This is a genomic window from Senegalimassilia faecalis (assembly GCF_004135645.1).
Taxonomy (GTDB): Bacteria; Actinomycetota; Coriobacteriia; order Coriobacteriales; family Eggerthellaceae; genus Senegalimassilia; species Senegalimassilia faecalis.
Window position 1 is genome coordinate 578268 of record NZ_SDPW01000001.1, and the last position, 21518, is coordinate 599785.

Below are 21518 nucleotides of genomic sequence, written 5' to 3' on the forward strand. Positions count from 1 at the left end.
CCTACTAGTCGGCTTACCAGGAAGCTTTGGTCACGCCGGGCAGCTCGCCTTTGTTGGCCAGCTCGCGCAGGCACACGCGGCACAGGCCGAACTTACGGTAGTAAGCGCGCGGACGTCCGCAACGCGTGCAGCGATTGTGCTGGCGCGTGGAGAACTTCGGCTCGCGCTTGCTCTTGGCGATCATCGATTTCTTTGCCATGCAAATCCTTCTTTCTTGTTTCCAAGCCCGCCTTTGCAGGCGGGCTTTAAACTGCCTGCAGGATGACCTGGCGGGACATCCTTACGGTCTACAAAAGGGTTAGTCGCGGTCCTTGAACGGGAAGCCAAGCGCGGAAAGCAGCGCGAAGGCGTTCTCGTTGTTACCGGCAGTGGTGACGAACGTGATGTCCATACCACGGGTGCGGTCGATCTTGTCGTACTCGATCTCGGGGAAGATCAGCTGCTCAGTGATGCCGAGCGTGTAGTTGCCACGACCGTCGAAGCTGGTCGGGGAAATGCCGCGGAAGTCGCGGACGCGCGGCAGAGCCGTGGCCAGCAGACGATCCAGGAACTCCCACATGCGGTCGCCGCGCAGGGTGACCTTGCAGCCGATGGCCTGACCCTCGCGCACATGGAAGCCAGCGATGGACTTCTTGGCGCGCGTGATGCAGGGCTGCTGACCGGTGATGATGCGCATGTCGTTCATGGCGGCATCAAGCAGCTTGTGGTCGGAGGCAGCAGCGCCAACACCCATGTTCACGACGATCTTCTCAAGACGCGGAACGTTGTTGATGTTGGTGATGCCCAGCTCGGACTCGAGTTTCGGAGCAACTTCGTTCTTGTACTTCTCTTTGAGACGAGGAGTAGTCATGCGATTTCCTTTCGATGAATTAAACGCAGGATTTCCGACCCTGCGTCCCAGGTCTTCTATGGCCTGGGTCATAGTATCAAAAGTGGCCCGCCCACAGACGGGCCACTTTCAACAAACACTATTTGTCGATGTCCTTGCCGCACTTCTTGCAGACGCGGACGTTCTTGCCGGCCTCGTTCTTGCGATGAGACACACGCGTGGGCTGCTTGCACTCGGGGCAAATGACCATGACGTTGGAGACATGGATGGGAGCCTCGATGGACATGATGCCGCCCTGGGGGTTCTGCTGAGTCGGGCGCATGGCCTTCTTGACCATGTTCACCTTCTCGACAACCACACGCTGCTTGCTGGGGACAGAGCGCACAACCTGGCCTTCCTTGCCCTTGTCCTTGCCGGACAGAACGCGGACGGTGTCGCCCTTCTTGATGTTCATGCTGTTCATTGCGAATAACCCCCTTTACAGCGTCTCAGGTGCCAAGGACACGATCTTCATGTACTTCTTCTCGCGCAGCTCGCGGGCGACAGGCCCGAAGATACGCGTGCCACGCGGCGCACCGTTGGCGTCGATCAGAACAGCGGCGTTCTGGTCGAACTTGATGTAGCTGCCGTCAGCGCGACGAACTTCCTTCTTGACGCGCACAACGACGCAGCGCACGACGTCACCCTTCTTCACAGCACCGTTCGGCATAGCCTCTTTGACGCTGCAGATGATTACGTCGCCCAGGCCCGCGTAACGGCGCTTCGAGCCGCCCAGGACCTTGATGCACTGCACCTTGCGAGCGCCGGAGTTGTCGGCGACCGCGAGCATGGTTTGCATCTGAATCATTGCTTCAACCTATCTTTCAATCGGTAACTGATGGGACAAGAGGAAAATGCTATTTAGCCTTTTCGTTGATCTCCACCAGACGCCAGCGCTTCATCTTCGACAGCGGACGGGTCTCCATGATGGTAACGGTGTCGCCGACGCCAGCCTCGTTGTTCTCGTCATGCGCGTGGAACTTCTTGGTGGTCGTCATCATCTTCTTGTACACCGGATGCGGCTTACGCTCGGCAACGGACACGACGATGGTCTTGTCGTTAGCGGCGCTCACCACGATGCCCTGGCGGACCTTACGCGTATTACGCTCTTCGCTCATGTTATCAAACCTTCCTTTATGCGCTCAGCTCACGGGCGCGCATCTCGGTCTGGATGCGAGCGATGTCCTTCTTGACCTGCTTCACGCGTGCGGTGTTGTCAAGCTGGCTCGTTGCCATCTGGAAACGCAGGTTGAACAGTTCAGCGCGCGCTTCCTTGAGTTTAGCCTGCAGATCGTCGGCAGACAGCTCACGAATCTCTGCTGCTTTCATTTACTCCTGCCCTTCCGTTTCCTTGTTCACAATCTTGCACTTGATGGGCAACTTGTTGATTGCAAGGCGGAGAGCCTCTTTAGCCGTGGCCTCGTCGACGCCGTCGATCTCGAACATGATGCGACCGGGCTTAACGACCGCGACCCAGGCCTCGGGGTTGCCCTTACCGGAACCCATGCGGGTCTCAGCCGGCTTCTTGGTGATCGGCTTGTCCGGGAAGATGGTGATCCAAACCTTACCGCCACGCTTCATGCAACGGGTCATGGCGATACGAGCGGCCTCAATCTGACGGTTGGTGATCCAGTGGGCCTCCAGCGCCTGGATGCCCCAGGAACCGTGGTTCAGACGGGTACCGCCCTTTGCACGGCCCTTCATGGAGCCGCGCTGCACCTTGCGGTGCTTAACACGCTTAGGTACGAGCATTACTTGCGCCCCCTCTCATTGCGGTCGTTGCGACGGGAACGGTTCGGACGGGAGTTGCCCTCGAGCGCCGGCTGCGGAGCCTTCTGGCCGGGCATGACCTCTCCGTGGTAGACCCACACCTGCACGCCGATGGAACCCATCTGCGTAGCGGCGGTGCAGAAACCGTAGTCCACCTTTGCGCGCAGCGTGTGCAGCGGCACGCGGCCTTCGCGGTACCACTCGCGGCGGCTCATCTCAGCGCCACCGAGACGACCGGCGCACTGGATGCGGATGCCCTTGGCACCGGACTTGCGGGCGGACTGAACGGCCTTGCGCATAGCGCGACGGAAAGCAACGCGGCCTTCCAGCTGCTCAGCAACGGACTGGGCGATGAGGTTGGCGTCCAGCTCGGGGCGCTTCACCTCGACGACCTCGATGTTCACGGGGCCGTTGGCGACCTTCTCAAGCTTCTTGCGCAGAGCGTCGATCTCGGCGCCCTTCTTGCCGATCACCACACCCGGGCGAGCGGTGGTCACGATGACCTTGATCTTGTCGCCAGCGCGCTCGATCTCGATCTTGGAGACGGCGGCACGGGACAGCTGCTTGTCCAGGAACTTCCTAATGGCCAAGTCGTTTGCCAGGTTCTGGGCGTAATCCTTGTCGGCGTACCAACGGCTGCGCCACTCTTCGGTGATACCGAGGCGGAACCCGGTAGGGCTTACCTTCTGACCCATAGACTTTAAGCCTCCTCTCGCGAAGCGACGATGATGGTGATGTGGCAGGTGCGCTTGCGAATCGGCGAAGCGGAACCCTTAGCGCGGGGACGGATGCGCTTGAGCGTGGGGCCTTCGTCAACGAAAGCGGTCTTCACGACGAGCGTCTCCGGGCGCACATGGTGCTGGTACTCGGCGTTGGCAACGGCAGAGTTCAGCGTCTTCTCGACGACCTCGGCAGCGGCGCGGTTGGTGAACGCCAGGATCTCACGGGCGGCCGGAACGGACTTGCCGCGGATCAGGTCGACGACGATGCGTGCCTTACGGGGCGACATGCGCACGGTGCGTGCGATTGCTTTAGCTTCCATGATTCACCCCTTCTTATTTCTTCTTCTTGTCGGCCGCGTGACCCTTGAAGGTACGCGTGGGGGCGAACTCGCCCAGCTTGTGACCGACCATGGACTCGGTAACGTACACCGGCACGTGCTTGCGACCGTCGTGCACCGCGATGGTGTGGCCCACCATTTCGGGGAAGATCGTGCTTGCACGGGACCAGGTCTTGATGACGTTCTTTTCGCCGGCCGCGTTCATCTTCTCGATGCGCTCAAGAAGGCGAGGCTCAACGAAAGGACCCTTCTTCAAACTTCTGCTCACTATTACTCCTTAACGCTTAGCGCTACTTCTTGCGACGGCGAATGATCAGGCGGCTAGAGGCCTTCTTCGGGTTGCGCGTACGATGACCCTTGGTCGGAACGCCCCACGGGCTGACAGGGTGACGGCCAGAAGTCTTGTTCTTGCCTTCGCCACCGCCATGGGGATGGTCGACCGGGTTCATGACCGTACCACGAACCGTCGGGCGGATGCCACGCCAACGATTACGGCCGGCCTTGCCGATCGTGATGTTGGAGTGCTCGGCATTGCCAACCTCGCCGATGGTTGCACGGCAGGTGAGCAGCACGCGACGCATTTCGGAGGACGGCATACGCAGGATTGCGTACTTGCCTTCCTTGCCCATCAGCTGGATGCTGGTGCCGGCGGAGCGGGCCAGAGCGGCGCCGCGGCCAGGCTGCAGTTCAACAGCATGGATGAGCGTACCGACGGGGATGCTTGCCAGCGGCATGGCGTTGCCGGGCTTGATGTCCACGTCGGAACCGCTGACGACCATGTCGCCGACCTTCAGGCCCTTCGGGTGAAGGATGTAGCGCTTCTCGCCGTCAACGTAGTGCAGCAGAGCGATACGAGCGGAGCGGTTCGGGTCGTACTCGACGGTAGCGACCTTTGCAGGCACGCCGTCCTTGTTGCGCTTGAAGTCGATGATGCGGTAACGACGCTTCACGCCGCCGCCCTGATGACGGACGGTGATGTGACCGTGGTTGTTGCGACCGGCCTTCTTGTTCAGCGGCGCAAGCAGGGACTTTTCCGGCTTGTCGCAGGTGATTTCGGCTTTGTCCGAAACCGTCTGGAAGCGACGACCGGGGCTAGTCGGCCTGTACTGTTTGACTCCCATTTCAAACCTTTCCATCTGGGTTCACGCTCGCATGCCTCACCATGCACCGCAAACCCTCCTACATGCTGTGGATCGGCGATTGCCTAAGGGCGCCCGTTTGAGGCCAGACGCACTGACTCCGTCAATCCACGCGCCCGGGTGTATCCATAAGTCACCAGACGCAACTGGATATTATACGTGCGTTTCGAGGGGCGTTCAAGGAAAACTTCGCGAAACGGAAAGCGCCCACAACCTGCACACAAGCCAGGTTGCGAGCGCTTTTCAACGGTGCGAACGCATGCTTCTAGAGCAAGTCGGAACCGTACAGCGGGCGCAGCACGGTGTTGTGCTGGCGCTCGAACAGCTCGTCGACCGTGCCTTCCCACGCCACTTCCCCGCCGCTCATGCATACGACGTCGTCGGCGAGGCGGCGCGCTTGGGCAAGGTTGTGGGTGACAATGACGATGGCACACGTTTTCGCTGCGCGGCGCAGCACGTCCTCAACCGCCGACGTGCTGGCGATGTCAAGCGCGCTGCACGGCTCGTCGAGCAGCAGCACGCCTGGTTCGACCGCCAGGGCGCGCGCGATGCACAGGCGCTGCTGCTGGCCGCCCGAAAGTTCAAGCGCGCTGCGGCGTGCATCGCCGCTCAGCTCGTCGTACAAGCCCACCGCGCGCAGCTGCTGCTCGACGGCAGCGGAAAGCTGTGCGCGCTTGCGCACGCCGCGGTTGCGCAGCGCGTACGTGATGTTGCGCTCGATCGAGAACGGAAACGGCGTGGGCTTCTGCATGACCAGCCCCACGCGTTCGCGCACCTTGTCGGCCGTCCAGCCCTGCGTAGGCACACCCGCAAGGCGCACTTGACCGGACCACCGGGCGCCTTCGGCCAGTTCGATGGAGCGATTCAGGCACGCTAGCAGCGTGGATTTTCCGCAGCCCGACGGTCCGATGATAGCCAGGATGCGCCCCGTGCGCGCGGTGAGCGACACGTCTTTGAGCACGTGACGGTCGCCGTACCATGCCTGCAGGCCGGCAACCTCAAGCGCCGGCGAACCTTGCGCGGGCGAGGCTTCGCCAGCCGTTTTCGCGCGTGCAACGCCGGTTTCGTTTTCGCTTACGATTTCATCCATCGCCTTCTCCTAATCTGCGCATACGCCGAAACGGCCAGGTTGCACGCCAGCACCAACGCCATGAGCACGAACGCCGTGGCGTACACCTGCGGGATGGTGGTGCCCTGCGCAAGCATGAGGTACAGGTGCAGCGGCAGCGACATGGCGGGCTGATCGATGCCGGTGGGAACCGGGGCGAACGCCACGCCGCCCGTGAAGATGAGCGGGGCCGCCGCGCCAAGGGCGTACAGGGCGCCCAGCACCACCGCGCCAAGCACCTCGCCGCGGCAATACGGCAGCACCAGCGTGCGCACCACGTACGAGCGCGTGCATCCCAGCGCATAGGCCGAGGCCACCAGCTCGGCAGGCACCTCGCGCAGCGCCTTTTCCACGCGCACCTCGATGAACGGGATGATCATGAGCGCCAGCGCCACGCCGCCGGCCAGCACGCAGCGGCCAAGGCCGGCGTCGCGCACGAGCACGGCGTAGGCGAACAGGCCCATGACGATGGACGGAGCGCCGGCCGCCACGGATATGACGCGCCCCACGGCGTGCCCCACGGCAGGCTTGCGGCACAAAAACACGCGGTAGACGGCAAGGGCCAGCGCCAACGGCACGGCAATGACCAGCGCCGTAGCCGTAAACCAGGCGCTTCCGGCAATGGCGGGGAATATGCCGCCCTCCGTGCCCAAGATAGCGCCCGACGGGCTTTGCGTGATGAACTCCCACGAAATGTAGCCAGCGCCTTGGCTGAACACATACGCGAACAAAAACACGATGCAGCCGGCAACTACGGCCATGCCCGCCCAGGCCCACACGCGCGCAAGGCACGCGCCGGCGCGCCCGAGCACCCAGCGGCCGCCGCGCACGCCGCGGGAAGCGCGGCGCGCAAGTCGATGTTGCGCCCAAGCCGTTAGCGCATCGACGGCAAGCACGATGACCAGCAGCACGAACCCGGCGGCGAACAGGGCATGCATATGCGTGCTGCCCGCTGCGGCCGTGCCCATTTCAAGCGCGATAAGCGACGCGATGGTTTCGCCCTTGCCCAACAGCTCGGGGAACAGATTCGCGTTGCCCACCACCATCATGACGGCCATGGTCTCGCCCATGGCACGCGCGAACGCCATCATGACCGACGGCCACAGCAGCCGCAGCGACACGGGCAGCACCACGGCATACGCGCCGTACCACTTCCCCACGCCCAGGTTCAGCGATGCGGCAAGGTAGCGCTGGCGCACGGCCAGCATGGACTCGGTCATGGACGACACCATGAACGGCAGCACCATGACGGCAAGCACGATGCCGGCGGCCAGCACGCAGTTGCCCGACGGATGGCCCGCTTCGATGAACGCCTTCGAAACCACTTCAAGGCCCACGAAGCCGTACACCACCGAGGGGATGCCCGCAAGCAGGTCGATGGCGCTGCACAGCGCCGCACGAAGCGCAGGCCCCGCCGCGCACGACAAGAACAGCGCGCACCCAATGGCCACCAGCAGCGCCAATGCCAGCGCCAGCACGGAAACGGCCACCGAGCCGGCAATGAAGTTCGCGATGCCGAAGCTAGCGCCCGTGCCGAAATCGACGGGCATCCAGCTGTTGCCGAGCAAAAACGCCGAAAGGCCCACCTCGGAGACGATGGGCCAACCTTGCACCGCCACGGTGACAAGCACCGCCGCAAGCGCGGCGACGCCCGCAAGCGCGAGCGTCGCAACCAAACTATTCTGCACAAGGTCCGCGCAGCGCCTGCGCGCGCGGACCGTTTTCGTCATAGGCATGGCTGTGCGCGCCAAAACCTATTTCGCGGTGAACGACGGGATGTAGCCGTTCGACTCGATGGCCTTGATGCCGGCATCGGAGTAGATGTAGTCGATGAAGGCCTGCTCGGAGTCGGTGGGCTCGCCAACGCCCACGAACATGACGGGACGCTGGATCTTGTAGTCGCCGGAAACGATGTTGGCCTCGGTGGCCTCCACGCCGTCGACCTTCATGGCCACAAGCTTCGTGCCGTTGGCGTTAGCTTTGTTGTAGGCGCCGAAGCCGGCATAGCCGATGGCCCACTTGTTGTTCGCGATGTTCGTGGCCAGCTCGGTCATGGAAGCGGACTGCGTGGCAGCGTCGGTGACCTTCGAATCGCCCATGACGGATTTCTGGAACACCTCGTAGGCGCCACCGGACAGGTCGCGGATGTACACCTGGATCTGCTCGGCGGGCAGGCTTGCGTCGACCTGGTCCCACGTGGTGATTTCGCCGGCGAAGATCTTGCGGATGGTGTCGGTGGACATATCGTCAACGGTGCCGACGATGGGGTTCTCGGCGTTGACGGAAACGGTCAGCGCGTCCTTGGCGATCTCGTATTCCTTGTAGTCGCCAAGCTTTTCCTTCTCGGAGTCCTTCAGCGTGCGGGCAACCATGCCGAAGTCGCACGTGCCTTCCTCAAGCGCGCTGACGCCAACGCCCGAGCCGCCCGGGGCAACGTAGATGGAGATGTTCTTCTCGGGGAAGCTGGCGTCAACCTTGTTCCACGTTTCGTACTGGTCGGTGAACGAAAAGGCCAGCGACGAGATGATCGGGTAGGCCGACGTGGAGCCGCAGAACATGATGTTGGACTGGAACTCGCCGGAGGCCTGCTCGGTGGATGCGGATTTGTTGCCGGCAGGCTGCGTGGAAGCGTTGTTCGACGAGCAGCCAGCCAGAAGGCCGCAGCCGAGCGCCGCCGCCATGACGGCGGCCAGGATGCCGCGGGCAAGCGGCTTTTCCTTCAGTGCTTGTTTTGCCATTGCTTTCCCTCCCTAGGAAGACGGGCACCAGGGCATACGAAAGCCAGCAGCCGTACGGCCGCCATCTCGCTATGCTGGGTGCAGAATGAATGCGCGATTGCGCGCTGATACGAAGGCCGCTGTCATCGCCGACAAAGCGGGTGCAGAATTCCCGCTTTACGCAGCCTTTACATGAGTGGCATGGTACGAAGGGCGCCCGACGTTGTCAACGGTCAGTTATCCTTGGAATGGAATACGACCCATTTTGGGTGGCCAGGGGCACAGAGAGAAAACGCCCGATGGCAAAGAGCAGCTGCATGCAAGCCCCGCAACACGAACGTAGTACGCATGGGACGATGCGCGGAGGGCAAAACGAAAAGCGCCTGCGCCCCGCGATAATGCAGGACGCAGGCGCTTGAGAATCGCAAGTATGCGGACAGGCCGCGCTTACGCAAGCAGGCTTTCGTCGACGTTGACGCCGTGCGCCTTCGCCCACGCGAGGAGCTGCTCGGCCGACGGGGCGCCGGCGAAGCGGTCGGAGCCCGCGTTCGCGGCGCGCGCCGCAACATAGACGCCCGCGGCCTTGTCGAGCGCCTGCGCAGTGGCGAACGCATCGTCGCACGTCAAGCCAGCAGCCACCACGCCGCCGTCCGACAGCACAGCGGCGCTGCGCACATCAAGTGCCGCCGCCACATCGCCGACCGCCAACGCAGGCGCGTCAAGCAGCGCAACGCCGTTAGGAACCACTGCCATGGCCTGCGGAAGCGCACTCCACAGCGCCTTCGTCACCGCGGCAGCGTCGCCCGGCAGCAGCAGGCGCGCGGCCGCCACGTTAGCGGGCACGCAGCTGTACACGACGCGGTGCTGCGCATGCGCAGCGAAATGCTGCGGGAACGCCGCCGTGGGCACGCCGCCATCTTTCAGGCCCCACACGATGCGCCAGGCGTCGCCCTGCTCGTTGATCTCGACGATGCCGATGTTGCGCGCCGGGTCAAGCGCCACGTTGCGCATGGATGTGCGCAAGCCCGTAGTGGCAATGAACGCGCCGGCCAGGCGAACGTCCTGTACGCCCATGCTGACCCAGCTTGAGGGGTTATCGTAGAAAAACGGGCGGCACGGAGCAACTTCGGCGTCGTCCATGCGCACGGTCACGGCGCCGTCGAAGCCCTGGTGCCAACCGGCGGCCCATCCATCGGCGCACAGGCGCACAAGGTTCTTCATGACAAGCTGCTGCTCGACGGCCACGCCCGAAACCGCGCCTTTCGCAGCGGAAACGCCCTTGTCAAGCACGCCCTGCGCAGCGCTGGCGCCACGGCCCAGCATATCTTGAGCGTTATCGAAAAATCCCATGTTCAAACCTTTCAACGTGTTGCGCCGGCCCGCAGGCAAAGCGCGCCGGCAAGCTAACGATACTCTAACGCGCCTCCGGGCGAATCTGCACCACGTACATCACGTTCGTTGCGGCAACGTCACCTTCGGCGCCTTCGCGCGCATGCGACACCATGGGACTGGTGGCCACATCACCCGCCGTGAACACCGCAACGTCTCCGGGATGCGCGTAACCGCTTTCCACGATAGCGCGGCGCGCGTTTTCCACAACGTGCGCCATGTCGCCCTGCACGTCGCCGAGCATGGGCGTGACGCCCCAGTGAATCTGCTGCTGGCGCATGACGCGCTCGGACGTGGTAACGGCATAGATAGGCGTGCGCGGACGCAGGTTCGACACCAAGCGCGACGTGTGGCCCGAAAGCGTAGGCGCCACGATGCACGACGCGTTGATGGTTTCGGCCGTTTGCACCGCGGCGATGCCAACGGCAAGCGCCACGCGCGCGCGGTCGCGCGAACGATCGGGCATACGCTCGTCGAACAGGTACGGTTCGCTGGCCTCGGCCACGCGCGTCATCATCTCCACCGCCTGCACGGGATATTTGCCTGCCGCCGTCTCGCCCGACAGCATGACCGCGTCCGTGCCGTCGTAGATGGCGTTGGCCACGTCGCCGACTTCGGCGCGGGTGGGTCGCGGGTTCACGATCATTGATTCCAGCATCTGCGTGGCGGTGATGACCGGCTTCGACTCGCGGTTGCACAGGCGGATGATTTCCTTCTGGATGTGCGGCACCTTGTACGGCGGCACCTCCACGCCCAGGTCGCCGCGGGCGATCATGATGCCGTCCGAAGCGTTTATGATTTCCGCGATGTGCTCGACGGCCTCGGAGCATTCGATTTTCGATAGCAGCATGATGCCGGCGCCGCCGTTGTCGTCCAGAAACGCGCGCAGCTCCCGCACGCCCGCCGCGTCGCGGATAAACGACGCCGCCACGAAATCGACCTGTTGCTGTATACCGAACAGCAGGTCCTGCTTATCCTGCTCGGTCATGGCAGGCAGCGGCACGGACGCGCCCGGAATGTTGATGGACTTGCGCTCGCCAAGCGTGCCGGCGTTGCGCACGGTGCAGTGGATGTCGGCGCCTTCGATGACGTCGACCGAAAATTCGATCATGCCGTCGTCCACAAGGATGGAAGCACCGGGCTCAAGCGCGCTGGCAAGCCCCGGGCAATTCTGCGACACGATGCTGCTTGAGCCCTCCACGTCGGCTTCCGTGAACGTGAAGCGCTGCCCCGCCGCAAGCTGCACGGGTTGGTGCCCGGCAAGCAGGCCCGTGCGGATCTCGGGGCCCTTCGTGTCAAGCAAGATGGCGCACGGGCTGACCATCTCGGCGCGCACGCGGCGCAAACGGTCCATACGGCGCGCGTGCTCCTCGTACGTTCCGTGGCTGAAGTTGAAGCGGGCGATGTCCATGCCCGCCGCTATCATTGCGCGCAGCTTCGACTCGTCGTCGACGGCCGGTCCCAGCGTGCAGACGATCTTCGTTCGTTTTGCCATGGTTCCCTCCCCTGGCGCTTTCGCGGCATTTCGTTTCTGCGCATCGACTATACCGCAAAACGAGCCTGCCGCCGATGTGGCGACAGGCTCGTTTTCGATTGCTTTGCATGCAAGGGCAGCACCCGCGCAGCTGCTAGATTTCAGCGACCCACAGGCCGTGCAGGTTGCAGTACTCGTAGGCGCGCACCGGCTTGTCGCCTTCGGCAACGGCGAACGTGGCCTCGGGAGCGTCGGAGGGCGTAAGCGGCGCAATCTGGTAGCCCTTTTCCGTGACCAGCACGATCATGGTGATGAAGTGCGGCTCGGTCATGGGATGGGCAACTTCGCCAACCTTCACGGTGACGGTGGCGCCGTCGACGGTGACCTGCGGCACATGCTTCTCGCGCGCGCCATCCGTGTCGTTGGCGTGCAACTCGACCATGTTCTCGCCACAGCACACAACCGGCACGCCCTGGTCGAACACCTTCACGACAACGTTGCCGCAATGCATGCACTTGAAGAATTTGACGTCCATGGAAAACCCCTCTCGGTCTGCGAAGGCGCCCCGACGGCGTCCTCGCCAACTAGTATAGAAACGCTGCGAACCGCCCGAGCCGCACGTGCGGCAACCTTTGCGAATTCGTTACATCTTCGCCATCGGCTCGTTGCATATCTATATGATACTAATTTTGTACCATTTCGGGAAGACCCTGTTGCGGCTTTTTTGCGCGAACGGCATATATGAGCACGCAAACGCCCACGATGGCCAGCGGAGCGCTGAGCACCTGGCCCATGGTCAGCCATCCGCCCCACAAATAGCCGATTTGCGCATCGGGCTGGCGCACGAATTCAACAAGGAAGCGGCAGATGCCGTAACCGATCAAAAACACGCCCAGAAACGTACCCTGTGGGCGCGGCGGGCATTTGCGAGACAGCGCGTACAGCACGATGAACAGCAGCACGCCTTCAAGCAGCGCTTCGTACAGCTGCGAAGGATGACGCGGCATCATGCCCGCAGAGCCGCCGAACACCACGCCCCACGCCGCATCGGTGGGCGCGCCCCACAGCTCGCCGTTCACGAAGTTCGCGCAACGGCCGAAGAACAGCCCGATAGGCGCGGCGATGCAGCCCATGTCGGCAAGGGTGAGGTACGGGATTTTCGTGACGTGCGCCGCCACGATGCCTGACAGCAACGCGCCGATAAGCCCGCCGTGGAAGCTCATGCCGCCGCGGTTGAACGCCAAGACCTCGGCGGGATGCACGAAATAGTAGCCGTCGCCGTATACCAGCACGTAGCCAAGTCGGCCGCCGATGATGACGCCGATGATGACGCACAGCATGATAGTGAGCAGGCTGTCGGTGTCCACGCGCACGCGCCAACGCTTCGCCACGCGCCACAGCACCAGCGCCGCGCAGACGAAGCCCATGACATACGCCAAGCCGTACCAGCGCACACTGAAGGGCCCGAGCGAAAACGCCACCGGGTCGAGCATCTGATATATGTTGTTGAGCATGAGGGGTTCTCCGTTTCATCAGATTGGATGCACGGAGATAAAGCATACCTTAGTTCAGACCGCCTGCCCCCACCTCGATGGCAGCAAACCGCACCTCTTCACGAAGCGCCGGCGGAATAGGATGCAGCAAAGACACCTTCGAGCCGCATTGCGGGCACGTTACGGTGAACAACGCCAAGTCGGGCCGAAGCACCATCACGGCTTCATAGGACGTCAGGTCAAGATCGTGGCCCTTGCAACGCGGGCAAGAAGCATGTGATTTCATGAAAGCCACCTCTTCCTGACGTAGCTTGCGCTAGAGCAAAAACCGGTTCGGGTTGCCCTGGCGCGCAGCCTCTCCTGCGGTGCGCTGCGATGTGGCAGGGCCCCGCTCAAGGAAAAACTCGCAGAAGCGGCAAATCTCTTTTGCCGCCGCGTCGAAATCGCGCTCGGGATTCAGCAGCTTGGCGAAATCCGAGCAGACAACGTGCGTAGGACGGAAGCAGGCGGCGAAGTGGCAGTCGGCAGGACAAGGCTCGCCGGGGATATTGTGCGGGCAACGCGAGTTCATTTCCTCGTCATCATAGCAGCCACGCAGCTCCCAACATTTCATGATTGCACTACCTCTTCCCCGCCTGCTAATCCCGTGATTACATCATTGCAGGCACAACGCGCGTAACGCCCGGCACGCGCTCCTTCAGGATGCGCTCCACGCCGTTGGCCAGCGTCATCTGGGACATGGGGCAGCCCTTGCAAGCGCCCTGCAGCTCGACGGTCACAACGCCTTCGGCGTCAACGTCGACGAGCTTCACGTCGCCGCCGTCGGCCTGCAGGCTGGGGCGGATGAGCTCGAGCACTGCTGCAACGTCGTTCTTCTCAACCATGGGAATCTCCTTCATCGTATGGTTAGCGTTCTTCTTCGCGATTCTACCACAGCGCGGCGCCCGCTTGGGGCCTACGCTGCCGGCTTCCAATCCTTACCGAGAATAACCAGCACATCGGTGTTGAACGTGTACGACCCGCTGTTTTGCACCAAGCGGCCAACGCCCATGGCGTTAAGCACCGTCTGCGCGGCGGGCTCAGTGTCGCTGGCGTTGTAGATGACCAGCGTCTCGTTGTACACGGACGTGTCGGTGTTGCCCGTTTCCGCCACGTTGAAGCCCTTCGACATGAGCGTTTGCTGCATGGACGCCGCCGCCCCCGTGATGCCTCCACCGTTGCGCACGGTGATGGAGAAGCTGCCGGGATCGGTGGTGGCAGCCTGCTGCGCTTCAGCGGGCGCCTGACCTGCATCGACGCGGTCCATCATGGTAGACCACGATGAATTCGACACAGCGTAGACGTCCTGCCCGTCGCTTTGCGTGACGTAGCCGGGCACCAGCCCGCATTGCACGGCATCGGGCGTGAGGCCTTTCAGGCTTTCGGCAAGCGACAGAGCGTCGTTCGAGCTCATATCCGTTTGGAACGCGCCGTTGAGCTGGTCAAGCAGACCGACCAAGCCCGACTTGCCGCTGGCCACCAAACGCTGCGCCACCGCGGTGAGCAAAAGCTGCTGGTTTTCCGCCTGCGTTTGACGCGGCTGCTGGAAGTTCGTGGCGCGCGCCAGCGTGACAGCGCCTTCGCCCGTAAGCGTTTGCTGCCCGGCGGGCAGGTACACGCTACCGGCGGCCGGGTCGTCCACTTCTTCGGGAAGCGTCACGTCAACGCCGCCAAGCACATCGACCAACTGCGTCAAGCCTGCGGCGTCGATCTTGACAACGTGCGCGATGCTGACATCGGCGAAGTTCGCCACGGCACTGACCAGCGATGCGTCACTTTCGCGCACGGACGCTTCGCGCAACGGGTAGTACTTGCCGTCTTTCAGCGACACCTGCACGTCGCAGGGAATGGACACGATGGTGGCGTTTTTGCCGGACGCGTCGGTGCGTACAAGCGCAAGCGCATCGGGGCCGTCGGCGGAATTGGGCATGCCGGGCGTGTCGAGCTCGGCCACCACAAGCGTATAGAACGGATCGCCCGACTTCGCCGCAACAAGCGCGCTGGCCGCGTCGGAGTTTTTCAACGCCAGCTTGTCGTTGAGGTTGCCCGTAAGCGTGAACGACCACACGCCGTAAGCCACGGCCGCAAGCAGCGCCACCACCGCTACGGCAACGCCTACCCTGCGCCCCCACGTGCGGCGCTTCTGGCCGGGGGAAAACTCCAGGCGTCCCGCGTACCCGCCGCCGCTGCGCGGACCCGTGGCGCCCGGCATGACGTTGGACACATAGCCGCGCTGCGCGCGCTTTTGGCGCCGCGGGCTGGAAAACCCCACCTGGTCGGCGTTCATGTGCGCCGGGCGCGCCTTGGGCACATGCGTGCCAAGCGTAGCGCTGCGCATGCGCCGTGACGTGAGCTTCGAATTGATCTGCGTGATGTCCTTGCGTTTCCTAACCATGGCACCACCTGGGATTATTCGCGCGAGGCGCCCAAACGACGACGCGTGACGTTCGCGCCAAGCTGCTCAAGCTTGCCGCAGTAGTCCTCGTAGCCGCGGTCGATGTGCTTGATGTTGTGCACGCGCGTTTCGCCTTCGGCAACAATGCCGGCAAGCACCAGCGCTGCGCCGGCGCGCAGGTCGGTGGACGACACGTCGGTGCCCTGCAAGCCGCTGACGCCGCGCACGAGCGCATGATGGTCCTCAATGGTGATGTCGGCACCCATGCGCGCAAGCTCGCTTGCGAACATGAAGCGGTTCTCGAACACGTTTTCCGTAACCATGGACGTGCCGTGGGCAAGCGCGCACAGCAGCATGAACTGCGCCTGCAAGTCGGTGGGGAAACCCGGGTGCGGAAGCGTTTGGATATCGGTAGGCTGCAGCGGCTGCGTGCGGCTGCAACGCACCCAATTATCGCCCGTCTCCACCGTGCACCCCATGGTGCGCAGCTTCATGATGGCCATGTGCAGATACGACGGGTCGATGCCGCGCACCGTGACGGGTCCGCCCGTCAGCGCGCCGCCGGCCAGAAACGTTCCGGCCTCGATGCGGTCGCCCACCGTGGTGTGCTCGCAGGGATGCAGGCTTTCAAGCGGCACGCCTTCCACTTCGATGATCGATGAGCCGGCACCGGTAACCTTGCCGCCCATAGCGTTGAGCATGTTCGCCAAATCGACGATTTCCGGTTCGCGCGCCGCATTCTCGATGAGCGTGTGGCCCTGCGCGGTGATGGCAGCCATCAGGCAGTTTTCCGTGGCGCCAACGCTGGGGAACTCCAGCGACACCTCGGCCCCGTGCAGGCCGTTGGGCGTATGGGCGTTCAGGTAGCCGTGGTCGATGTTGAATTCCACGCCAAGCGCTTCCAGGCCCACCAGGTGCATGTCGATTTTGCGGGCACCGATTTGGCAGCCGCCCGGCATGGCAACGCACGCCTGCCCGAAGCGCGCGATAAGCGGCCCGAGCACGCTGATGCTGGCGCGCATCTTCGACACCAGCTCGTAAGGCGTTTCGCGCGACTCCACCGCCGTGGTGTCGATGGTCATGGTGTGGTCGGTGCGCTCAACGGTTGCGCCAAGGCACTCGAGCACTTCGGACATGACGACGATGTCGCTGATATACGGCACGTTGTGCAGCGTGGATTTCCCCTGGCCCAAAATGGCCGCGGCAATAAGCTTCAGCGCCGAGTTTTTCGCGCCGGAAACCCGAACTTCTCCAGCAAGGGCGTTGTTGCCTTCGACAACGATGATTTCTTTCTCAGCCATGGAACGTCCCCCTTGTGCGTAAATGATTGCGAAAGCCCATTATAAAGCGAAGGCCCGCACGCGGCGGGCCTTCACGATGAAAGCAAACGGTATTTGCGTTCCGAAAAGCTTGCAGCTTTACGCGGTCTCGCCGAGAGCCCAGCGCACGAAGCCGGTCACCTTGATGGAGCCGCCGAGGTTCTTGGCAGCTTCCTCGGTGTACTGGTTCACGGTCTGGTCGGGGTTCTTGACGAAGGCCTGCTCGGTCAGGCAGTTCTCCTTGTAGAACTTCTCCAGGCGGCCGGTGGCCATCTTTTCCTGGATGTTCTCGGGCTTGCCGGACTCAGCAGCCTGGGCCTTGTAGATGGCCTTCTCGTGCTCGACAACCTCGGCCGGCACGGACTCGCGCGTAGCGGCAACCGGGGAGGCAGCGGCAACCTGCATGGCAACGTCGCGGCCATAGGTCTGGAAGCCCTCGGAGGCGGGGTCGATGCCCTCGACGTCGAACGTCACGACAACGCCGATCTTGCCGCCACCGTGGATGTAGGTGGCAACGCCGCCGGCGGCCACGGTGGTGGCGCGGGGCAGCTGGATGTTCTCGCCGAGCACGTGGATGGCATCGGTGAGGATGTCCTCGACGGACTCGCCCTCGTAGGAAGCGGCCTTCAGAGCCTCGACGTCGGCAGCGTTAGCGGCCAGAGCAGCGCGGCCAAGCTTCTCGGCGTAAGCCTTGAACTTCTCGTTCATGCCCACGAAGTCGGTCTCGCAGTTCAGCTCGACGACGGCAGCGGACTTGGCGTCCTCGGCCACGACGGTCATGACGGTGCCCTCGTTGGTGGCACGGCCGGCCTTCTTGGCGGCAGCGGCCAGGCCACGGGTGCGCAGCACGTCGACGGCCTTGTCCATGTCGCCGTCAGCCTCGACGAGAGCCTTCTTGCACTCCATCATGCCAGCGTCGGTCATCTCGCGCAGTTCCTTGACCATGGAAGCGGTAATAGCAGCCACGTTGATCCTTTCTATCGTTGTTTCGGCGCAGCGGCCTGCCACGCCGTAATAACCTCAAAACGCCGTCGGCCGCCAAAGCAGGGACCGACGGCGCGTTTCACCTAGAAAAGCCTGATGCTTATTCGGCAGCCGGAGCAGCAGCCTCAGCCTGAGCAGCCTCGGCCTCGGCCGGAGCAGCCATTTCCTCGGCGGACACCGGAGCACCGGTACCGGCGATGACGGCGTCAGCGATGAACTCGGCCAGCAGCTTGACGGAGCGGATGGCGTCGTCGTTGGCCGGGATGCCGTACTCGACGTCGTCCGGATCGCAATTCGTGTCGAGCGTGCCCACCACGGGGATGTTCAGGCGATGAGCCTCGTGCAGCGCGATCTCCTCGCGGTTGGTGTCGATCACGAAGATGGCGTCGGGGACGCGCTTCATGTTGCGGATGCCGTTGAGGTTGGTCTGCAGCTTGGACAGCTCCTTGCGCAGCAGGATCTGCTCCTTTTTCGGCAGCAGAGCCATGCGGCCGTCGGCCTCCATGGCCTCGAGCTCTTCCATGCGGGTGACGCGGGAGCGGATGGTCACGAAGTTCGTCATCATGCCGCCGAGCCAACGAGCGTTGACGTAGGGCATGCCGCAGCGGTTAGCGGCGTCGGCGACGGCTTCCTGAGCCTGCTTCTTCGTGCCGACGAACAGGACGGAACCGCCGTTCTTGGCGATGTTGGAAACAAAGGTGTAAGCCTGGTCCATGCCGATGAGGGTCTGCTTCAGGTCCAGGATGTAGATGTCGCCGCGAGCGCCGAAGATGTACTGCTTCATCTTGGGGTTCCAGCGACGCTTCTGATGACCGAAGTGCGCACCTGCATCGAGCAGGGTCTGAATGCTGATCTTAGCCATGACACTCTCCATTCGTTAGTCCTCTGCATGCGGTCATCCCCGGCACCCGCAACCAGTACTGGCCACTAGCGGGTTGGGTCGCACATGCATGTGTGATAAAAAACAGCCCTCGAAGTATAGCAACGCCCCCGGGCGTTTGCAACGGGGGCGCCGATAATATGTGCGCTTCTTCACGAAATGCCTGCGCGAAGGCGGGCGTGCCGCCATCTGCGCGCATGCACGCACGCAAACGCGGCCCGCCAAGGGTTACCTGACGGGCCGCGCAAGGTGTTACACGTCGTAGCGCTTGGAATTGCGCATGGACAGCGTCACCGTTGAGGCGTTGTGCAGAAGCGAGGACATCTGGGGCGTGATGACGCCGGCGATGCCCGCCGCAAGCAGCCCCGAGTTGATGAGCATGACGGCCTTGAAGCTGCCGCCGAGGCGCTCCATCAGCCCCTCGCTCATGCGGCGCAGCGACACGATGGCGCCAAGGTTGCCGCCAGTCAGCGTGATGTCGGCTACTTCCTTGGCCACCGCGGTGCCCTGCCCCATGGCAATGCCCACGTCGGCAAGTGCCAGCGCCGGGGCGTCGTTGACGCCGTCGCCCACCATGACCACGTTCGCGCCCTGGGCCTTCAGGTTCTCGATAAACGCGTACTTGTCTTCAGGCAGCAGGTTAGCGCGGAATTCCGTCACGCCCGCCTGCTCGGCGATGCGCGCCGCCGTGCGCTCGTTGTCGCCCGTCAGCATGACCACGCGGGTAAAGCCCAGGCGGCGCAGCTCGGCCACGGCCTCGGGCACGCCGGCCTTCAGCGGGTCCTGCACGCCGATGACGCCCATAAGCTTGCCATCGACGGCCAGGTACAAAGGCGACAGCCCCTCGGTCTGCTCGGCGATAAGCGCCTTATGGGCCTCGGAGATTTCCACCTGCTCGTCTTCGACCACGAAATGCTCCGAGCCGATGACGACGCGCTTGCCGTCAAGCGAGCTGGCAATGCCGTGCGCCACGATGTACTCCACCTCGGCATGGCGTTCGCGGTGCTCGAGGTTCTTCTCGGCCGCGGCGCGCACGACGGCGCGAGCCACCGGGTGCGGGAAGTGCTCTTCCAGGCAGGCGGCGAAGCGCAGCACCTCGTCGGCATCCCAGCCGTCGAGCGTGAGCACGCGCGCCACCTCAGGCGTTGCCTCGGTGAGCGTGCCCGTTTTGTCGAACACGATGGTGTCGGCCTGGGCCATGCGCTCAAGATGCTGCGAGCCCTTCACGGTGAAGCCGGACTGCGCCGACTGGCTCATGGCGGACAACACGGCGATGGAACCGGTAAGCTTCAGCGCGCACGAGTAGTCAACCATGAGCGCCGCCGACGTTTTCACCAGGCTGCGCGTGGTCAGCGCCACGATGCCGGCAAGCAGGAAGTTCCACGGCACGATGCGGTCGGCCAGATGCTCCATGCGCGACTGCGTTTCAGACTTGTACGTTTCGGTCTGCTCCACCAGGTTGACGATGGAGCGCAGCTTCGTGTCGCCCTCGTTGGCCTTCACTTCGACGATGATCTCGCCATCTTCCACCGCGGTGCCGGCGAACACGTCGTCGCCGACCGTGCGTTCCACGGCCAAAGGCTCGCCGGTAAGCGCCGCCTGGTTGACCATGGCGCAACCGCGCACCACCACGCCGTCGACGCACACGGGCATGCCGGTGCGCACGGCAATAAGCTGACCGGGCTTCAGCGTGTTCGCGGGCACCTGCACCTCGGTGTCGCCTTCGACAAGCTGAGCGGATTCGGGCAGGTCCAATAGCGCGTTGATAAGCGCACCTTCCGAACGGCTGCGCGTGTATTCCTCAAGCGTTTCGCCCACATTTAGCAGCAACATGGTGGTGCCGGCCGTGCGCGGATCGCGCTTCAAGAACGAGATGCCGATGGCCGCCGCGTCAAGCACCGGCACGTCCAGGCGCCCGTTGGCCAGCGACTTTAGACCCTCGAACAGGAATTTGCGGTAGCTCCATACGGCCCAAGCGGTGGCAAGGGGCTTCGGAAGGAACCAGCGGCGCAGCAGGAACGACCCCACCAGCTCGGCCAAGTCCATAAGCAGCGAATGGGTGCGCGGGGCAAGCTCCAGCCCGCAACCCTGCTTGGCCTTCGCGATAGCCGCCGCGTCGATGCCGGATAAGTGCGAAAGCACGCGAGAGCGAGCCCCGGGCGTGGCGCGATACGTCAGCGCCACCGAGCCGATGCGCGGATACACCGTTGATTTCACGACGTCCGGGCACTGGCCGATCACGCGATACAGCGCGTCAAGGTCCGCTGGCGGGACATGGCCCGCCAGCGTCACGCGCAAACGGCCCGGAAGCTCGTTTGCAATTTGATATTTCATAACGAATCGCTTCTTGCGCTATTCCGCAGCAGCCTCGGGCTGGTCGGCCTTAGCGGACTCGTTGATGTAGTTGGCCTCGGCAACGATGTCGTCGACCTGGGCCTTGGCCTGCTCAACGACGTCCTGGTAGGCAGCCTTGGCCTGCAGGCTCTTCGCAACGCCCTGCACGTAGCACTTCTTGGCCGTGTTGCTGGTGAGCGCCTTCACGCCCAGCGTGCCCAGCACGAAACCGCCAGCGACCATCCAACCATCACGCTTACCGAACTTCATGAGTTCCATCCTTTCTTGCGGCGTCCCGCCGCCATCTCGAGCATCGAATTCTCGCGCCCGCAATTACCTTACCGAGATAGAATAGTGCCACGCAAAATGCGCGTCAAATGGTTAAAAAGTGGTTAACTATCTGCGTTGATTTTAGTTAACTCGATGTTCGCCGAAAGGAGGCCGGCATGAAGTGGCACCGTTTCTTCGCCATGGCCGCATGCGTGTGCATGGGCCTGTGCGTTTACACTGGTAAGAAGCACAAGTAGCACGTCTCGCGCCCGGCAGGCG

General features: G+C 63.1%; 27 protein-coding genes. All 27 read right to left on the reverse strand.

The window, feature by feature from the left end; genetic code table 11:
- Positions 1-13 precede the first annotated feature (13 nt).
- Positions 14-199: a type Z 30S ribosomal protein S14 gene (locus ET524_RS02550; RefSeq protein WP_022370037.1), complete on the reverse strand. Its 186-nt coding sequence runs from the start codon at positions 197-199 to the stop codon at positions 14-16.
- 99 nt (positions 200-298) lie between these two features.
- Positions 299-850, reverse strand: coding sequence for a 50S ribosomal protein L5 (gene rplE / locus ET524_RS02555; protein WP_129423194.1), 552 nt, complete (start codon positions 848-850; stop codon positions 299-301).
- Positions 851-968: 118 nt separating this feature from the next.
- Positions 969-1292 carry a 50S ribosomal protein L24 gene (gene rplX / locus ET524_RS02560; protein WP_129423195.1) on the reverse strand — a complete coding sequence of 108 codons (324 nt, stop codon included), beginning with the start codon at positions 1290-1292 and terminating at the stop codon, positions 969-971.
- Positions 1293-1307: 15 nt separating this feature from the next.
- Positions 1308-1676 (reverse strand): 50S ribosomal protein L14, encoded by a 369-nt coding sequence (rplN, locus tag ET524_RS02565; RefSeq protein ID WP_042432884.1) that lies wholly within the window; start codon positions 1674-1676, stop codon positions 1308-1310.
- Positions 1677-1725: 49 nt separating this feature from the next.
- Positions 1726-1986 carry a 30S ribosomal protein S17 gene (rpsQ, locus tag ET524_RS02570; RefSeq protein ID WP_129423196.1) on the reverse strand — a complete coding sequence of 87 codons (261 nt, stop codon included), beginning with the start codon at positions 1984-1986 and terminating at the stop codon, positions 1726-1728.
- A 16-nt stretch (positions 1987-2002) separates the two neighbouring features.
- On the reverse strand, positions 2003-2197 hold the full coding sequence (gene rpmC, locus ET524_RS02575; protein WP_009306348.1) for a 50S ribosomal protein L29: 195 nt from the start codon (positions 2195-2197) through the stop codon (positions 2003-2005).
- Entirely contained in the window at positions 2198-2620 is a 423-nt protein-coding gene (gene rplP / locus ET524_RS02580) for a 50S ribosomal protein L16 (protein WP_129423197.1), read from the reverse strand.
- Positions 2620-3333, reverse strand: coding sequence for a 30S ribosomal protein S3 (rpsC, locus tag ET524_RS02585; protein WP_129423198.1), 714 nt, complete (start codon positions 3331-3333; stop codon positions 2620-2622). The genes rplP and rpsC overlap by 1 nt, the downstream gene beginning before the upstream one ends.
- A 5-nt stretch (positions 3334-3338) precedes the next feature.
- Positions 3339-3680: a 50S ribosomal protein L22 gene (gene rplV / locus ET524_RS02590; protein ID WP_129423199.1), complete on the reverse strand. Its 342-nt coding sequence runs from the start codon at positions 3678-3680 to the stop codon at positions 3339-3341.
- 13 nt (positions 3681-3693) lie between these two features.
- On the reverse strand, positions 3694-3966 hold the full coding sequence (gene rpsS, locus ET524_RS02595) for a 30S ribosomal protein S19 (protein WP_129423200.1): 273 nt from the start codon (positions 3964-3966) through the stop codon (positions 3694-3696).
- Positions 3967-3988: 22 nt separating this feature from the next.
- Positions 3989-4819, reverse strand: a complete 831-nt coding sequence (gene rplB / locus ET524_RS02600) for a 50S ribosomal protein L2 (protein WP_129423201.1) — start codon at positions 4817-4819, stop codon at positions 3989-3991.
- Between the two features lie 283 nt (positions 4820-5102).
- The gene (locus tag ET524_RS02605) at positions 5103-5927 is read right to left on the reverse strand and encodes a phosphate ABC transporter ATP-binding protein (protein WP_129423202.1); all 825 of its coding nucleotides are present in this window, start codon (positions 5925-5927) and stop codon (positions 5103-5105) included.
- Positions 5912-7675, reverse strand: coding sequence for a phosphate ABC transporter permease subunit PstC (pstC, locus tag ET524_RS02610; protein WP_161566586.1), 1764 nt, complete (start codon positions 7673-7675; stop codon positions 5912-5914). The genes ET524_RS02605 and pstC overlap by 16 nt, the downstream gene beginning before the upstream one ends.
- A 24-nt stretch (positions 7676-7699) precedes the next feature.
- Complete coding sequence (locus tag ET524_RS02615) at positions 7700-8683, reverse strand: phosphate ABC transporter substrate-binding protein (protein WP_129423204.1); 984 nt, start codon at positions 8681-8683, stop codon at positions 7700-7702.
- A 426-nt stretch (positions 8684-9109) separates the two neighbouring features.
- Positions 9110-10012: a class II aldolase/adducin family protein gene (locus ET524_RS02620; protein ID WP_129423205.1), complete on the reverse strand. Its 903-nt coding sequence runs from the start codon at positions 10010-10012 to the stop codon at positions 9110-9112.
- Positions 10013-10076: 64 nt separating this feature from the next.
- Positions 10077-11546, reverse strand: a complete 1470-nt coding sequence (gene pyk / locus ET524_RS02625) for a pyruvate kinase (protein ID WP_129423206.1) — start codon at positions 11544-11546, stop codon at positions 10077-10079.
- Positions 11547-11679: 133 nt separating this feature from the next.
- The gene (locus ET524_RS02630) at positions 11680-12060 is read right to left on the reverse strand and encodes a desulfoferrodoxin family protein (protein ID WP_129423207.1); all 381 of its coding nucleotides are present in this window, start codon (positions 12058-12060) and stop codon (positions 11680-11682) included.
- A gap of 148 nt (positions 12061-12208) precedes the next feature.
- Positions 12209-13039 (reverse strand): prolipoprotein diacylglyceryl transferase, encoded by an 831-nt coding sequence (gene lgt, locus ET524_RS02635; RefSeq protein ID WP_129423208.1) that lies wholly within the window; start codon positions 13037-13039, stop codon positions 12209-12211.
- A 49-nt stretch (positions 13040-13088) separates the two neighbouring features.
- Positions 13089-13304, reverse strand: a complete 216-nt coding sequence (locus ET524_RS02640; RefSeq protein ID WP_129423209.1) for a CpXC domain-containing protein — start codon at positions 13302-13304, stop codon at positions 13089-13091.
- A gap of 30 nt (positions 13305-13334) precedes the next feature.
- A complete protein-coding gene (locus ET524_RS02645) occupies positions 13335-13631 on the reverse strand; it encodes a hypothetical protein (RefSeq protein ID WP_201738620.1) in 297 nt (98 codons plus the stop codon).
- A gap of 37 nt (positions 13632-13668) precedes the next feature.
- Positions 13669-13902, reverse strand: a complete 234-nt coding sequence (locus ET524_RS02650) for a NifU family protein (RefSeq protein WP_129423211.1) — start codon at positions 13900-13902, stop codon at positions 13669-13671.
- 71 nt (positions 13903-13973) lie between these two features.
- Positions 13974-15452 (reverse strand): LCP family protein, encoded by a 1479-nt coding sequence (locus ET524_RS02655; RefSeq protein ID WP_129423212.1) that lies wholly within the window; start codon positions 15450-15452, stop codon positions 13974-13976.
- Between the two features lie 14 nt (positions 15453-15466).
- Positions 15467-16753 carry a UDP-N-acetylglucosamine 1-carboxyvinyltransferase gene (gene murA, locus ET524_RS02660; RefSeq protein WP_129423213.1) on the reverse strand — a complete coding sequence of 429 codons (1287 nt, stop codon included), beginning with the start codon at positions 16751-16753 and terminating at the stop codon, positions 15467-15469.
- Between the two features lie 117 nt (positions 16754-16870).
- The gene (tsf, locus tag ET524_RS02665) at positions 16871-17737 is read right to left on the reverse strand and encodes a translation elongation factor Ts (protein WP_129423214.1); all 867 of its coding nucleotides are present in this window, start codon (positions 17735-17737) and stop codon (positions 16871-16873) included.
- A 118-nt stretch (positions 17738-17855) separates the two neighbouring features.
- Complete coding sequence (rpsB, locus tag ET524_RS02670) at positions 17856-18617, reverse strand: 30S ribosomal protein S2 (protein WP_129423215.1); 762 nt, start codon at positions 18615-18617, stop codon at positions 17856-17858.
- A gap of 270 nt (positions 18618-18887) precedes the next feature.
- On the reverse strand, positions 18888-20969 hold the full coding sequence (locus tag ET524_RS02675) for a heavy metal translocating P-type ATPase (RefSeq protein ID WP_129423216.1): 2082 nt from the start codon (positions 20967-20969) through the stop codon (positions 18888-18890).
- 18 nt (positions 20970-20987) lie between these two features.
- Positions 20988-21239, reverse strand: coding sequence for a DUF6110 family protein (locus ET524_RS02680; RefSeq protein ID WP_129423217.1), 252 nt, complete (start codon positions 21237-21239; stop codon positions 20988-20990).
- Between the last annotated feature and the right edge of the window lie 279 nt (positions 21240-21518).